This is a genomic window from Pelagibacterium flavum, assembly GCF_025854335.1.
Taxonomy (GTDB): Bacteria; Pseudomonadota; Alphaproteobacteria; order Rhizobiales; family Devosiaceae; genus Pelagibacterium; species Pelagibacterium flavum.
The window spans coordinates 315,416-329,277 of sequence record NZ_CP107716.1 but is presented as its reverse complement, the minus strand read 5'-3'; the positions used below and the strand labels follow the sequence as shown (position 1 = coordinate 329,277).

The following is a 13,862-nucleotide window of genomic DNA, read 5'->3' as shown; positions in this document are numbered from 1 at the left end:
CGGTCGGGCTCATGAACAGCACTCTTCCCAAGCCATCTGAGAAAAGCTCGCAGCGCCGGTCGCAGCATTCCATCGCCGAAACATTGCGCCATCTGCGACAGGGCCATGGATTTACCCTCAATGAGCTGGCCCGGCGGTGTGCCTTGGCTCCCTCGACGCTGTCCAAGATCGAAAACGGGCAGATGTCGCCGACCTATGATACAATTCTCAGTCTGGCGGAAGGGCTGAGCGTGGACGTGGCCGATCTTTTTTCCGAACGCCAGACCACCACTGTCAGTGGCCGACGCACGGTAACACGCGCCGGAGAAGGCGTTCCGCTCGATACGGCACAGTACGACTATCAAATGCTGTGCACCGATCTGGCACACAAGCAGTTTGTGCCGCTCAGGGCCAAGATCAAGGCAAACTCGGCTGCCCGATTTGAAAGCATGCTGTCCCATCCAGGGGAAGAGTTCGTTTTCGTGCTTTCGGGTGAGATTGAACTCCATACCCAGTTCTATGCTCCGACCAGGCTTGCAGTGGGCGACAGCTGCTATTTCGACAGCACCATGGGCCATGCACTTATCAAGGCCTCAGAAGAGGATGCCGAAGTGCTTTGGATATGTTCGCGCGTTATCGAACCGCTGCAGGGGTAATCCTCTGCACTTCGCTCGGAACCTCGACCCGGCTTTGCTCTGGGCGATCTGGAGGTCATGCACGTCCTCCTCAGTCGCCGTATCGGGTGGCCGCCGCAATTGCATGCGCGAGGCGCCCGACATCGCTAATGTAGGTGCCCTAGAGCGGTTCAGTCATTGATTGAATCGGTTGGGGATTCCCGAGTTCGGGATTTTGTGATTCAAGATGTCGGCTGGGAAGGAGGCCAGCATCTGATGACAGCACCTCTATCCAATGATCTTCGCGAGCGTGTCGTTGGTGCGATCGAGACCGGTGAGAGCTGCCGGTCTGTCGCGGCCCGCTTTGGTGTTGCCGTTTCCTCGGCGGTGAAGTGGCATCAGCGCTACCGGGCTACGGGCTCGGTGGAGCCCGGCAAGATGGGTGGGCACCGCAAGCGCATTCTCGACCCTCACCGATCATTCATCGTTGAGCGCATTGACCAGAGACCGCATCTGACGCTGCACGGACTGAAGGAGGAGCTGGCGGCGCGCGGGGTGAAGGTGTCGCACGATACGGTGTGGAAATTCCTGCGCCGTGAGGGGCTTCGTTTCAAAAAAAACACTGTTCGCCCTTGAGCATGCTCGTGCCGACATAGCCCGGCGGCGACGGCGCTGGCGGTCTTTTCAGGCGGATCTCGATCCCCGGCGGCTGGTGTTCATTGATGAGACATGGATCAAGACCAACATGGCGCCGCTGCGTGGCTGGGGGCAGAAGGGCAAACGCCTGCGTGGTTTTGCCCCGCATGGTCACTGGCGCACGCTCACCTTCTTGGCCGCATTGCGCTGCGACCGGCTGACGGCGCCTTGCGTGTTCGACGGGCCGATCAATGGTCAGTGCTTCCGCGCCTATGTCGAGCAGCAACTCGTGCCGGTGCTGGAACCTGGCGATATCGTCGTCATGGACAATCTCGGCAGCCACAAGGCCGCAGCCATTCGCCAAGCCATCAAGGCCGCCGGTGCCAGGCTCTGGTTCCTGCCGCCCTATTCGCCCGACCTCAACCCGATCGAGCAGGCCTTCGCCAAGATCAAGCATTGGATGCGCCAAGCCCAAATGCGCACCCTTGAGGATACATGGCGTCACGTCGGCCACCTCATCTCAAACATCAGCCAAGACGAATGCGCAAATTATCTCGAAAATGCAGGATACGCTTCTGTTAAAAACTGAAAGGCTCTAGGTAGCCATCGAGAAATGGCGCATCTACAAGTCGTCGGACATCCTTTGACGCCGTTGGCTGACCGTCTGCGCGGGCGTGGATTTTGCTCGTAAAGCCGCCGCGGCTTCGACCAAAACCCTCCTTATGAGTCCCCCTTTTGCGCCCGCTGTCTGAGAGTGGCCGCGCACCGTGGTGCTGTCGATCATGTGTTGCCAGTCGTCGGTGAGCCCAAGCTCGACCAGCGTTTCCAGCAAAGCGTCCCAGACCCCTTGCTCGGCCCAGCGGCGGAATCGGACATAGACCGAGTTCCACTTGCCATAGCGCTCATGCATGTCGCGCCAGGGGCAACCGACCCCCAAAACATAGAGCATTCCGTTCAGAAAGCGCCGGTTGTCCAGGGCTGGCCGAGACCACCGACCACGCTCGGCCGGCAACAATGCCCCTACCAGCGCCCACTCGTCATCAGTCAGATCGCCCCGAGCCAAAACTGCCTCCTCTGAAAGGAAGCCTTGAATCAGTCAGGCAGCGATTTGGGAATCCCTTTTGTCAACACAGCCTAGTGAAAATGCCAGAACCTGCGATCGGCGCAGGGCCTTGCGAATGACAACCTCGCCAGAGGCGTCGACAGCATGAACCTGGAAAATGCGTTTGGCCAAATCGAGGCCCAAAGTGATAATCTGCATGGCGGATGGCTCCTTTGCTCGGGTTGCCTGATAGCGAACCCATTTTGGCACTCAGATGCCGGGAGCGGGAGCCATCCACCTCATCTGGTTCCGGCGAGGAATTTGGAGAGCCGATGTTCGGCGTCCGCCCCATCCCGGTCTTTCGCATTGATAGTCCTCGCTCGAAACCGGACCATGCATGTGCGGTAGTCTTTGGCGACCGCGTCATGTCCACCCGATGTTTTGCTATCTCTTCCTCCGCACTCTTATCACACACGTTACACAACGTGGTTGCCAGCCATCAGGGCAGCCGCGGTCCCCCCATCAGCCAACAGTAGCAGGCGACCGGTTTGTTCTGGCTCAATCGGCTTTGCGCAAGGCGGTATCGAACGTGCCCTCAACCTGCCGGCAGTCGCTCGTGTCAGCCTCCGCAAACATGCTATCCCTTCGGCAGACGACAGCCGAGAAGCTGCCTCGAGCGGCGGCAGCCCCGTCTTCCAGAGAAAGCAAATCGAGGATGATCACGGAATCTGTCTCGCTGTCTTCGCTGAGATAGTAGGGTGGGCTCATTCCTTCCGGCCACCAGGAAACGGATGCTTCCATGATGGATGCTGAAGCATCGCTTCCCATCAGCGAAACCTCGATCGTCAGGACGTTGCGCATGATGCTCTCGGCCTCAAGGTCGTGCGCCTGGATGGAAATGGAGGTCACCGGGCCAAAGGACCGCGCCTCGGCCGTCGATGTTCCCTCCGATGGCACATCGAGCGTTTCACCCAAATAGGGCGTGCCGTCGATGGTCGCATCGACTGTACCCACGGGCGTTTTTGCGATTTGGGCCAGTGCAGGTTGCGCTAGGCACAGGGCGAGGCCGAATGCTGCCATGAGAGGCGCTTGGTTTAGGTTCATCGAGTAAGTCCTTTTATGCGCTTATGGGTACGACCAGCCGTCGTGTTCGATGCGGAAAATGCGCAGCGGCGCGCCGGGCCGGGTGGTATCGCCGCGCAGGCGGAAAACGACCGTATGCGTCCGGCCAAAATTCTCGACCTCGACATTGATCGTAATCATACCCCGGAACATGGGCCGATCGGGATCGGGCACCGGCGCTGAAATCGTGCCCTGGAAGTCCTGCGCGCCAATGAGCAGGTCCGAGCCGGGCGGACGGGATCGAAGCGCGTCCCTGAAGTCGGTGGAGAAAAACACGTCGGGCGCGGCCGGATCGCGATGGCTCACGCCCCGGGCAGGATCATCATAGGCATAGAGCGCCGCAACGAGTCCACGTGCGTGTTCGATCAGGTCGTCGCCTGACCAAGCCTGCGAGCCGGTCGTGGGGGCCGGAAGAAGTTTTTCGACGTCCACCACTTCCTCTGGTTCGTCATAGTGGCTGGCATCACCGAAAAGGACTTCATCGTCGAAATCGGCAATCAGATAGCGTTGTGCCACCCACCCCGCCCTGCTCATATCGGCTGAGCGCATCAGGCACCAACTCGGCGGAAGGGCATCGATCTCCGAGTCAGTCATCGCCGAAAAATGAGCCATCGTGTAAAACGGAACGCAGGTGATCTGCTGCAGGCCTCGCTCGTCATGGGCAAAGGTTTCGATCACGGGATAGTTGGTGCCCGGTCCCATTCGGACATTGAGCACGTCATTGGCCGAAACGGCGGTCACCCTCCATGCATCGGGACCATGGCCATCGATCTGGGCATTTGCGGCAAGGGGCAGCCAGAGAAAACTGAAAGCGACAATGCTCATCCGGCATCGCTTGAGCTTGTGCAACATCATTCAACCTCCACAATGACGCGGCCTAGAACAGAGTGTGCATCGATATCGAGGAACCGCACCTCATAGGTTCCCGCGCTGTCGGGCATCGCCTGTCACGAGGATATAGGCCAGCGTGATCCCGAAATAGACCGCCATCCGAAGCACGACGAAAGGCAGGGTCTGCACCATCAGACCCATCGCCCTGCCAACACTAAAATCCCACATGCATCCTCCGGTTACGCCCGCTCTCGTCTGGCGAGCTTCCGAAGGTATCCCGTGTCGAGCCACGCTTGAGAATAGCGCATTTGCTCTATTGACAGCGCTGAACGGCAGTCACTTCCCGCCAGCAAGCCCCGCGAGTTCTGCCTTGCTGGAGATGCCGAGCTTTTCGTAGATGCGCACGAGCTGATTGCGCACAGTGGAAGGTGACGTGCCCAGGGCACGTGCCACCTGCTTGTTGGTCATGCCGGATGCGAACAATCCAGCAACCTCGCGTTCGCGACGAGACAAGCCCGAAAGGGTCGGATGGATCGATAGGTGAACGAAGTAATTGCTGCCAAACGGGGACATGCGCACGTCGAGCAGTTCCCCACGCCATGGTTTGCCCTGCTTGAGCACACTCATCATGTCAGCCGGGAGCTGGGCGAAACGCCCAGACCACTCTTGCCTGGCAAAATCGTCAAACGGTCCCTGCGCGCACAGCACACAGCCATGCCCGTCCACGAGCGCGATCGCTTCATGCTCCATTGCCGCGCGGCCGGTCCAGAGTTCCCGGTTCATGCGCAAGGCTTGCGACAGATGCGGCATAAGCATCTGCTTGAGTCTACGCTCGGTATCGGAGAAGGCCACCGGTCTGTCATCCGCGCAAAGCCCCACGAAGCTAACATAGCCGTCGGTTGGCTCTCCGACGATTGTCGCCATCATGTGCGAGGCATCGAAGCCCCGCCAATGCTCGTTGTAGGCCAGACTTGCGCGATAGTCTGGAACGTCATCGAAGCGGGCGGTCGTTCCAAGACGGTTGAGCGTCAGCTCGCAGAAGGCGTCCTCCTGTGCGACAGAATCCCACTCGCCCAATATCGCCTCGCTTTGGTTGAGAACGGTCAGGTCCGTGACCAGTCGGCCATCGGCCAAGCCACCGCCCCACACCCCGAAATCGAAGGGAATGAAGCGCTGCAGGTTTTTCAGCACGCGGAGACGGAGTTCGTCGGGCGTGCACTTCGAGGCGTCATGGTAAAGTTCCAGCAGAAAATCGCTGACTCGCAATGCGTTCTCCGTTCCCCCCATCACAACAGTCCGCTCCAACCCAAAAGTGTTCCGTCAGATCGTATGGAGCATCTACGGTAACAGAAATGGCTACAAGCCCTGATATTGGCAATACTTGTTGGTCGTTCTGCCCTCGGTTCCGCATTTGGAATTCCGGTCACGCGGCATTGACGACCGACTTCAGACGCCTCCTGACAGAGGCTCGTTGCCGGGGTGAAAGGCAGCTTTGGCGGCGTAGCCTCAGAAAACCTGCCGGTCAGTTCCCCACCCCCATACCGTATCACTGTGAACAAATTTCATTGCCATTTAAACAAGCAAAAGCACGCGTTTCTTTATCAGCAATTTGGGCCGTTTTCGATCTGTCCGGTTTCAGCCAACCAATAAGGATAAATGCCATCCGCAACATGACTCCAGTCTCCCGATCAGCCCGAATTTGCAGATTTGAGGGGCACCGATTTGACGTCGTTCTTTTTTGCCAAGGACAGCCAATGCTGCGATGTCCAAATTCACCTTCCTCCATGCGCCAGGCCGAGTCTTTGACGACCATGTCTTCAGCTGCGCGCTTGACCTGAAGTGGCAGAGCGGGGTTGTTTAGGCACGTGACCTCACCACACCGAGTCGGGACAACCAACTCCCTCGCACGAGGTAGAAGGTGCGATAGCAACGGTTGGCTCACGGGTCCGATTGGGAGAGACTGTTGAGCAAAAAGAAGACAGGCGTAACCATCACCGATGTTGCACGTCTCGCTGGAGTCAGCACAGCTACAGCTGGGCGAGTGCTCGGTGACTATGGATACTCAAGCCGAGAAAAGCGCGAGAAGGTACTCTCGGCCGCCCAGGCGCTCGGCTATCGCCCGAACCTTCTCGCCCGCAGCCTGATCACGGGGCGAACCAAAACCATCGGGGTCGTTGCCGGCGACATCCAAAGCCCTTTTTACGCCAGCATTCTGCGAGGGATCTCCAATGTAGCGGAACGCAATGATTTCGGGTTGATCATCACAAATAGTGACGAAAATATCGAACACGAAATCCGCTCAGTCCGCCTGCTTCTGGAAAAGCAGGTCGATGGGATGATCGTGTCTCCATGCGATCCGGAAGGTGGAGAGCACCTGGTTTCCGTCGTCGCGGCGGGCATCCCAATCGTCCAGATCGACCGTCAGGTGCACAGCCTTGGCGCCGATTTCGTGGGAGTGGACAACAAGCAGGGCGCTCACGATGCGGTAGCAAGGCTCCTGGCGCAGGGCCATCGCCGAATTGGAATGATCGGCGAACTTGGGTACGGTGACTGGAGCATCGAGGAGTTCTTTGCTCTTGCCAGCGCACCTTCTTATGCTTCGGACTCCCTCTACCCCAGTTGGCAGCGGCTGCATGGGTATGTTGAAGCGCATCGAGAAGCTGGGGTGCCGCTCGATCCAATGCTCATTGGGCGATCCCGCAGTTATTCAGCTCAAGGGGCGCAGCATCAGGTGGAGTGAACCCCTAGGACTGGACCAACGCAGCGTTCCAAACTAAGCCGCCTGTTGGGCGAGTTGGGTTTCAAATTCCTCTGGTGAGCGATAGCCAAGGGCAGAGTGGAGCCTTCGGGTATTGTAGATTTCCTCGATGAACCTTGGCAAGCTGTCGACGACATCCGCAGAGGTTTCGTATTCGCAGAGATAGACCGCCTCGACCTTGAGCGTTTTCATGAAGCTCTCGGCCTGCGCGTTATGGTAAGGATTGCCGATGGCGCTCATCGAGCCTCGCAGTCCGGCGGCTTCAAGCTCATTGCGATACCGCTCGCTTGCGTATTGGCAGCCGCGGTCCGAATGGTGAATGCACCCGGGGAGCGGCTTCCTGTTTTCCAATGCAGATTGCAGCGCTGCCAAGGTCAATGACGTATCGATCTGCCTGGACAAGGCATAGCCGATCACCTTACGGCTGCACGCATCGAGAATGACCGCGAGATAGCAGAAGCCGCGTGCAAGGCGGATATAGGTCAGATCAGCTACCCACGCCATGTCGGGCCCTTTCGGGATGATGTTGCGGTATAGGTTCGGGTAGATCGGCGAGGTATGAGCGCTGTCGGTCGTTTTTACAAACCGCTTTCGCGGCTTAATCCCTAACCCGTTCTCCCTTATGATCCTGGCGATCCTTTTGTGATTGATCCTATGACCGCGGCGGTGCAATTCGTGGGTGATGCGACGATAGCCATAGCCAGGCAGATCATCCTGAATGGCTTCGATCAGCTCGACCACTTCCGTATCTGCGATCCCGCTGGACGTGTTGGGGCGATAATGGAACGTGCTGCGCGCAAGACCGATCATTTGACATCCCCGCCTGATGGAGCAATGCGCGGGCCGGTGACAATCGATGAGTTCTCGTTGACGGGTCCTGGAGAGGGGCGCGGCGTTTTTTTGGCCATGTCCAGTTCCATGGTCAGTTGCCCGACCTTGCGCTCAAGAGCTGCAATGCGGCCCTCGTATTCCGCAACGACGCTTGCTTCGGCTTCTTCCTGATTGAGTTCGCCACGATCGAACTGGGACAGCCAGAGCTGGATGAGATTGGCGGAAACGCTATAAGTGCGCTGCGCATCGCGGCGCCCGATGGCGCCATTTCGAATGTCCTGGCATAACTGCAGCTTGAACTGCATCGAGTGACGGCGGTAGGGACCTCTTGGTGACATGGACATTCTCCATTCAAGGCCCACAGAGCGTATCAGCTTTTCTTCCCCGCTGGTCCAGTCCTAGGGGTTCACTCCAATCGACTATCGAAAATTGACCCCCTGACAGGTGCAGCCAATCGGAGATGGATGTCAGAACTCTTTGCTGAACTGGCCCGCAGTTCCAACGTATCAAGGGCAGATATCGCGATCCTCATGTGCGACATTGATTATTTCAAAGCGCTCAATGATCATTACGGCCACGCTGAGGGGGACCGTTGCCTGGTAGAAGTCGCTGCCATCATCGACAGCAACGTTCGGAGCGATTCACACCATGTTGCCCGCTATGGTGGTGAAGAGTTCCTCATCATCCTGCCCGGAACATCATCAAAGGACGCTGCGTCAGTCGCGCAACGTATTCGCGGCGCACTCGCTCGGGCCCGCTTGCCAAACCCGGGGTCACCGTTTGGCTTCGTCACCATAAGTATTGGTATTTCCGGTCGCATACACTATCAGGACTGTACTCCTGACGAGTTGCAATGGGAAGCGGACGCCGCCTTGTATCAGGCCAAAAAAGGTGGTCGAGATCAGGTGAGGGCGTTCGCTGAAGACGGGGACACGTCCTCTAACGTCAAATCAGCTGGGCGGCAGTTCGCTCTGCGATAGATGCCATCCCATTGTAAGCCCAGTAACACCACCGGGAAACACGTCAGTTGCGCCCGGCCTGACAGTCACTCAGGCTGCTGGTTGTCCCGGCCAGCAATGTTTCTTTGCTTTTCCAGCGCAAACGACAAGAGATCTTGGGCGCAACAAAAGGCCGCCCGAGCTCTGGACGACCGCAGACGGCCCTGCCCGCATGCAGGGGTCAATTGGGAAGACGCCTTTCACATGTCGGATTTGCGCCCTTGGCAGCCCCGGAAACAGGGTGAATGAGCGATAACGATTGGCCCGTTCTTCACACCGGAGTGTCCGGAGCCAGAACACACTGGCGGGGTTTGGCAACAATTGGCCGAACGCCCACATAACCGCCACCCGCCATCCAGTTTGCCAATGCGAGCAGTAATCTGGCGGATCACACTTTTTTCCATCATTGTGCACAACCACGCGGAATTGGCTCGCCTTTGCCCGTGACCAAGGGCTACAAAGTTGGGGGTGTGACAGCACGTTTGTCACAAGATTGGGGAGAATCATGAAGCCGATGGCCTATTGGAGGCGGCTGGCAGTTATCGCGATGCTTGTTGTGATGGCGCCACTGGTTGCAGGACCGAGCCTGGCGCAGCAGGGCGCACAAGGCTGGCGGGCGCTGTGCGTGCCGGGCAATGAAGTCGAGATCCTTGTGGGGAACTCCTGGTATCGTGGGGCTGTTGCCGGTCCAGACGTTAACGGCGAACCCTATTGCGACGTTCTCAACACCAGCTACGCCGGACATGAAATGCAGTTCGCCATGGCACCCGAGCGGATGCGTGCAGTCCAGGCGCCGGGGGTGCCGGGCCCGCCAACCGGACCCGCCCCGATTCCCGGTGAGCCCTCGCAGGCGGCTTGGCGGGCGCTGTGCGGGCCAGGTAATGAGATCGAAATTCTTGTCGGTGGGGCGTGGTACAAGGGGATCGTGATTGGGCCCGATCAATTCGGAGAGGTGTCCTGTAATGTTCTCAACACCAGTTACAGCGGGAGCGAGTTGCTTTTCGCGATGGCGCCAGACCGGATGCGTGCGGTTCAACCCCCGACCGCTGCCGCGCCGGTGAGTGGTGGGCAGCAGTCTCCAACACTACCAGCGCTGAAAGCCACCCTGGCTGAGATCGGTGAGGCATATAAAGACAATCTCGCTGCGGCTCGGCAGCGCTTCGAAGAACGCACGGTGACCCTCGCCGGCACTCTGCAGAGCGTTGGCTCGGACTACGTTCGACTCACAGATGGGCCGTTCGGAATTGCGATGTGCACCTTCGATGAAGGTCACCGGGCGCAGCTGGCGCACCTTACGCCCGGTGCTCAGTTGATCGTGCAGGGCGACGACAGTTCTTGGGGCTGGGGAACGTTCCAGCTGACCAGTTGCCGCGTGCTCAGTGAACAGATCCCGCGTTCCGCCGTGCTTCCGGAACAGGTCCAGACACAGACAGAGGCCGATGGGCAGCCTCCTCTTGGCCGTTATGTCTGCCGTCAATACATGACCACCATTGGCTGGATCGACCTCACCAATGCCACCTATTTGGTTGGTGAGGTGGAAGGCGGCTACTCGTTCGATCCAGTCAGTGGCTATATCTCCTGGAATGGGGGTGCCTATGCCGGCTGGCCGGCGCGTTACGAATTTTCGCCTGCCGGCGCGGGGCATGCGCACGATGAAAACATCATTCGTATGACCGACGAGAGCGGTGCCCTGAAAATCGACTGCTTCCTGGTGGCGGACTAACCCGATGCTCTGGCTCAAGGCGCTTTCCGTCGCGGCGCTCTCGCTCGGCGTCTGGCAGAGATACAAGCGAATGGGCAAGCCCATCATCCGCGGCGGCAGGCGCTGGTGGCGGCAGCCCGACGGGCGCTACGCCCTTTGGCACGGAATGGGTTTGAGACGTGAGGAGGAGTTGCCCCCGGAATGATCTCTCACATGCGCCAAATGTGCCCCAATGGGTTCAAGGGGCATTCCGACAAGGGGCCAAGTGGGAGAATTGCACCGCGCGTTGAGGCTGTCTGGCGGCTCAGGCACCTCGAGCACACTGGCCAAGCTCAAGCAACATCGCCAGCCAGCGCCCGGGCAAGGTCATTGGCGGCAACGTTTCTGGCAAGATGCTGACGCTGGTCTTTGCCATGATCGCGGTGCTGATCGCGATCATTTCAACGTCGATGCCGACGACCGGCTGGGCGTGAAGCTTGCGCACGCCGTCTCTCAGTTGGCGCTGAGTTGGTGCTTGCAGGCTTCCTCGCGATCACCTCCGTCAGGGTGGTCACTCGCTCTGACCCAAGACCATTGAGCGATCTGTCTGAGAGGTTAGTCGCATCGGGAGAGCTCGTGCCTGCATCAGCTCAGCCAATTGGGATGTTCCACGGTGCAGATTCTATGACCGCTCAGACTCTCTGGTTTCTCTCCGAGACAGCAGGCGCAATTTTTGGGCGAAGAGTCTTCGCCCCCGCTCGGTCTGTTCAACTGTCTCGGTGAGCTAAGTCGAGGCGCTGCAGATTGAGGGGCAAACCAGAAATGAGCGATGCCTTTCCTGCGAGAACCGCTGTGCGTCGTGCTTTCGCCTACTCGCCGTAATGTGCGCGATACCACGCAACAAACCGCGCCACACCCTCGCGCACCGAAGTGGAAGGACGATAACCGGTGGCGGCCGTCAGCTCTGTGGTGTCCGAAAACGTATCGGGCACGTCGCCGGGCTGCAGCGGCAGGAGATTGCGAACGGCCTTTTTGCCCAGCGCCTCTTCGAGCGCATCGATATAATCGGCGAGCTTGACCGGATCGGAATTGCCGATGTTGAAGATGCGGAAAGGAGCGTTTGACCGGGCCGGATCGGGCGCGGCGGCATCCCAATCGGGATCGGGGGAGGCAGGGGTGTCGGACGCGCGGATCACACCTTCGACGATGTCATCGATATAGGTGAAATCGCGCGTGTGGTTGCCGTGATTGAACACATCGATCGGCTCGCCCGCGAGGATGGCGCGTGTGAACTTGAACAGCGCCATATCGGGCCGCCCCCAGGGGCCATAGACGGTAAAAAAGCGCAGGCCCGTGGTCGGCAGGGCAAACAGATGCGAGTAGGAATGGGCCATCAACTCGTTTGCGCGCTTGGTTGCGGCATAGAACTGCAGGGGATGATTGGCGCCATCATGCTCGGAAAACGGCATTTTGGTGTTTGCACCATAAACCGACGAGGTCGAGGCGTAGGTAAGCTGGCCAACACCATTGTGCCGGCAGGCTTCGAGAATGTTGGTAAAGCCGACGAGGTTTGATTGCACGTAAGAGTGCGGATCTTCGAGGCTATAGCGCACGCCAGCCTGGGCGGCGAGATGGATCACCCGATCGAATTTTTCGCCCGCAAACGCGGCCTCGACTGCGACGCGATCAGCCAGGTCGGCACGGATGAAGCGGTATTGGGCGCCCTGGGTGCGACCGAGTTCATCGAGCTGGGCAAGGCGGGCTTTTTTGAGCGCCGGATCGTAGTAATCATTGACAATGTCGAACCCAACGACACTGTCGCCGCGCTCGATCAGACGCCGGGCAACATGATAGCCGATAAAGCCGGCAGCGCCGGTGACAAGGACCTTCACGAAACCTTCTCGACAGCTTCGAGCTGCGGATAAACCGGCGCGCGCCCCACACTGATATAGGTCCAGCCGTCGCGGCTGAGCCTGTCAGGGGCATAGATGTTGCGGCCATCGAAAATCAGTTTCGTTGCCAACCGTTCCGCCATTTCATCGAAATCTGGCGCCCGGAACTGTTGCCATTCGGTGCAGATGGCCAGGGCATCGGCACCGTCGAGCGCCGCGTATTTGTCCTTGGCCAAAATGAGATCGTCGCGCTCGCCATAGATCCGCGCGGTCTCGTTCATGGCAACGGGATCGTAAGCGACAACGGTTGCACCGGCCGACCACAGCGCTTCAATCAGCACGCGGGATGGCGCTTCACGCATGTCATCGGTGTTGGGCTTGAATGCCAATCCCCAGATTGCGATCCGCTTACCCTTAAGACCTGGGGCGCCACCGAAATGGCTGGCCATTTTGTCAAACGACGTGGTCTTCTGACGGTTATTCACAGCTTCGACGGCAGCGATCAGGGGTGCATCATAACCGATATCGATTGCCGTGCGCACCAGCGCCTGCACATCCTTGGGAAAGCACGAGCCGCCGTAGCCCAACCCAGGGTAGATGAAATGATACCCGATACGCGGATCGGCCCCGATGCCCCGGCGCACCTCTTCGATATCGGCCCCCAGCCGTTCGGCAAGATTGGCGATCTCGTTGATGAAGCTGATCTTGGTCGCAAGCATGGCATTTGCGGCATATTTGGTGAGTTCCGCCGAGCGGACATCCATATAGATCGTGCGGTCGTGATTGCGGTTGAAAGGTTCGTAAAGCTCCTTCATCACCTCGCGCGCATGCTCGGTGGCCGTTCCCACAATAATGCGGTCGGGCTTGAGGAAATCGTTGACCGCGGCACCTTCCTTTAGGAACTCGGGATTCGAGACCACGTCAAATTCGAGCGAAGACCCCCGAGCCGCCAGAACCTCGGCCAATCTGACCCGCACCTTGTCGCTGGTTCCGACGGGCACAGTGGACTTGACCACCACGATCTTGCGCCTGTCCATCGCCTTGCCGATGGATTCGGCCACAGCCAGGACATATTGCAGATCGGCAGCGCCGCTTTCGTCGGGCGGTGTGCCCACGGCAACCATCTGCACCTGGCCGTGAGACACGGCCCCTGCAATGTCTGTGGTGAATTTGAGTGTGCCGATCTCGACATTTCGGGCCACCACCTCGTCAAGTCCCGGCTCATGAATCGGGATTTCACCAGCATTAAGACGCGCAATTTTGTCTGCATCCACATCAACGCAGAGCACCTGATGGCCGACATCGGCAAGGCAGGCGCCGGTCACAAGACCGACATAACCGGTTCCAAAGATCGCAAGACGCATAGGTTTCTCTCATCGTGACTGAAAGCTGCACTTACTTCACAGCCCCATCCGGTGCAACGCCGGGATGCCGTGTCGTCCAAATGTGTGACCAACTGTGCCCTAAATGCGGCGGAT

Annotated in this window: 16 protein-coding genes and 2 pseudogenes; 6 read left to right on the top strand and 12 right to left on the bottom strand. The window is 58.7% G+C overall.

Going from position 1 to position 13,862, the window contains the following annotated elements; all coding sequences use genetic code 11:
- The first annotated feature begins 11 nt into the window (after positions 1–11).
- Both OF122_RS01680 and OF122_RS01675 read left to right on the top strand, forming a co-directional pair.
- Complete coding sequence (locus tag OF122_RS01680) at positions 12–635, top strand: helix-turn-helix domain-containing protein (protein ID WP_264226155.1); 624 nt, start codon at positions 12–14, stop codon at positions 633–635.
- Between the two features lie 234 nt (positions 636–869).
- A protein-coding gene (locus tag OF122_RS01675; RefSeq protein ID WP_264224182.1) for an IS630 family transposase occupies positions 870–1,818 on the top strand; the annotation gives its coding sequence in 2 pieces (ribosomal slippage) (positions 870–1,205 and positions 1,207–1,818; 948 coding nt in all).
- A 64-nt stretch (positions 1,819–1,882) separates the two neighbouring features.
- On the opposite strand, the pseudogene OF122_RS01670 reads toward OF122_RS01675, so the two are convergent.
- From OF122_RS01670 to OF122_RS01640, 7 genes and pseudogenes are all read right to left on the bottom strand, one after another.
- Positions 1,883–2,292, bottom strand: a pseudogene (locus tag OF122_RS01670) (IS5 family transposase); the annotation flags it as partial.
- A 78-nt stretch (positions 2,293–2,370) separates the two neighbouring features.
- Positions 2,371–2,490, bottom strand: a pseudogene (locus OF122_RS01665) (IS110 family transposase); the annotation flags it as partial.
- Between the two features lie 339 nt (positions 2,491–2,829).
- A complete protein-coding gene (locus OF122_RS01660) occupies positions 2,830–3,375 on the bottom strand; it encodes a hypothetical protein (RefSeq protein ID WP_264226153.1) in 546 nt (181 codons plus the stop codon).
- A gap of 21 nt (positions 3,376–3,396) precedes the next feature.
- Positions 3,397–4,248, bottom strand: a complete 852-nt coding sequence (locus OF122_RS01655; RefSeq protein ID WP_264226152.1) for an SH3 domain-containing protein — start codon at positions 4,246–4,248, stop codon at positions 3,397–3,399.
- A 60-nt stretch (positions 4,249–4,308) separates the two neighbouring features.
- A complete protein-coding gene (locus OF122_RS01650) occupies positions 4,309–4,452 on the bottom strand; it encodes a hypothetical protein (RefSeq protein WP_264227746.1) in 144 nt (47 codons plus the stop codon).
- Positions 4,453–4,560: 108 nt separating this feature from the next.
- Positions 4,561–5,490, bottom strand: coding sequence for a helix-turn-helix transcriptional regulator (locus OF122_RS01645; RefSeq protein ID WP_264226151.1), 930 nt, complete (start codon positions 5,488–5,490; stop codon positions 4,561–4,563).
- A gap of 280 nt (positions 5,491–5,770) precedes the next feature.
- Positions 5,771–6,037: a hypothetical protein gene (locus OF122_RS01640; protein ID WP_264226150.1), complete on the bottom strand. Its 267-nt coding sequence runs from the start codon at positions 6,035–6,037 to the stop codon at positions 5,771–5,773.
- Between the two features lie 150 nt (positions 6,038–6,187).
- Here OF122_RS01640 and OF122_RS01635 point away from each other — a divergent pair, with 150 nt between their 5' ends.
- Positions 6,188–6,964: a LacI family DNA-binding transcriptional regulator gene (locus tag OF122_RS01635; protein WP_264226149.1), complete on the top strand. Its 777-nt coding sequence runs from the start codon at positions 6,188–6,190 to the stop codon at positions 6,962–6,964.
- Between the two features lie 33 nt (positions 6,965–6,997).
- Here the strand turns inward: OF122_RS01635 and OF122_RS01630 are convergent, their stop codons facing one another.
- Entirely contained in the window at positions 6,998–7,810 is an 813-nt protein-coding gene (locus OF122_RS01630; protein WP_264227731.1) for an IS3 family transposase, read from the bottom strand.
- On the bottom strand, positions 7,789–8,151 hold the full coding sequence (locus OF122_RS01625) for a transposase (protein ID WP_264226148.1): 363 nt from the start codon (positions 8,149–8,151) through the stop codon (positions 7,789–7,791). The genes OF122_RS01630 and OF122_RS01625 overlap by 22 nt, the downstream gene beginning before the upstream one ends.
- Positions 8,152–8,241: 90 nt before the next feature.
- Between OF122_RS01625 and OF122_RS01620 the strand changes: the two genes are divergently transcribed.
- The 3 genes from OF122_RS01620 (at position 8,242) to OF122_RS01610 (ending at position 10,718) form a co-directional block, all read left to right on the top strand.
- Entirely contained in the window at positions 8,242–8,793 is a 552-nt protein-coding gene (locus OF122_RS01620; RefSeq protein WP_264227730.1) for a GGDEF domain-containing protein, read from the top strand.
- A gap of 523 nt (positions 8,794–9,316) precedes the next feature.
- Positions 9,317–10,534, top strand: a complete 1,218-nt coding sequence (locus OF122_RS01615) for a hypothetical protein (protein ID WP_264226147.1) — start codon at positions 9,317–9,319, stop codon at positions 10,532–10,534.
- 4 nt (positions 10,535–10,538) lie between these two features.
- Positions 10,539–10,718: a hypothetical protein gene (locus OF122_RS01610; RefSeq protein WP_264226146.1), complete on the top strand. Its 180-nt coding sequence runs from the start codon at positions 10,539–10,541 to the stop codon at positions 10,716–10,718.
- A 99-nt stretch (positions 10,719–10,817) separates the two neighbouring features.
- On the opposite strand, the gene OF122_RS01605 is transcribed toward OF122_RS01610, so the two are convergent.
- The 3 genes from OF122_RS01605 to OF122_RS01595 form a co-directional block, all read right to left on the bottom strand.
- Positions 10,818–10,997, bottom strand: coding sequence for a hypothetical protein (locus tag OF122_RS01605; RefSeq protein ID WP_264226145.1), 180 nt, complete (start codon positions 10,995–10,997; stop codon positions 10,818–10,820).
- 364 nt (positions 10,998–11,361) lie between these two features.
- Positions 11,362–12,384 carry an NAD-dependent epimerase gene (locus OF122_RS01600; RefSeq protein WP_264226144.1) on the bottom strand — a complete coding sequence of 341 codons (1,023 nt, stop codon included), beginning with the start codon at positions 12,382–12,384 and terminating at the stop codon, positions 11,362–11,364.
- Positions 12,381–13,748 carry a UDP-glucose dehydrogenase family protein gene (locus OF122_RS01595; RefSeq protein ID WP_264226143.1) on the bottom strand — a complete coding sequence of 456 codons (1,368 nt, stop codon included), beginning with the start codon at positions 13,746–13,748 and terminating at the stop codon, positions 12,381–12,383. The genes OF122_RS01600 and OF122_RS01595 overlap by 4 nt, the downstream gene beginning before the upstream one ends.
- Between the last annotated feature and the right edge of the window lie 114 nt (positions 13,749–13,862).

What these genes read in the sequence shown, in the direction of transcription:
- OF122_RS01680 (WP_264226155.1), top strand. Translation starts at nt 12, where the DNA reads ATGAACAGCACTCTTCCCAAGCCATCTGAGAAAAGCTCGCAGCGCCGG.
- OF122_RS01660 (WP_264226153.1), bottom strand. Translation starts at nt 3,375, where the DNA reads ATGAACCTAAACCAAGCGCCTCTCATGGCAGCATTCGGCCTCGCCCTG.
- OF122_RS01655 (WP_264226152.1), bottom strand. Translation starts at nt 4,248, where the DNA reads ATGATGTTGCACAAGCTCAAGCGATGCCGGATGAGCATTGTCGCTTTC.
- OF122_RS01650 (WP_264227746.1), bottom strand. Translation starts at nt 4,452, where the DNA reads ATGTGGGATTTTAGTGTTGGCAGGGCGATGGGTCTGATGGTGCAGACC.
- OF122_RS01640 (WP_264226150.1), bottom strand. Translation starts at nt 6,037, where the DNA reads ATGGTCGTCAAAGACTCGGCCTGGCGCATGGAGGAAGGTGAATTTGGA.
- OF122_RS01625 (WP_264226148.1), bottom strand. Translation starts at nt 8,151, where the DNA reads ATGTCACCAAGAGGTCCCTACCGCCGTCACTCGATGCAGTTCAAGCTG.
- OF122_RS01615 (WP_264226147.1), top strand. Translation starts at nt 9,317, where the DNA reads ATGAAGCCGATGGCCTATTGGAGGCGGCTGGCAGTTATCGCGATGCTT.
- OF122_RS01610 (WP_264226146.1), top strand. Translation starts at nt 10,539, where the DNA reads ATGCTCTGGCTCAAGGCGCTTTCCGTCGCGGCGCTCTCGCTCGGCGTC.
- OF122_RS01595 (WP_264226143.1), bottom strand. Translation starts at nt 13,748, where the DNA reads ATGCGTCTTGCGATCTTTGGAACCGGTTATGTCGGTCTTGTGACCGGC.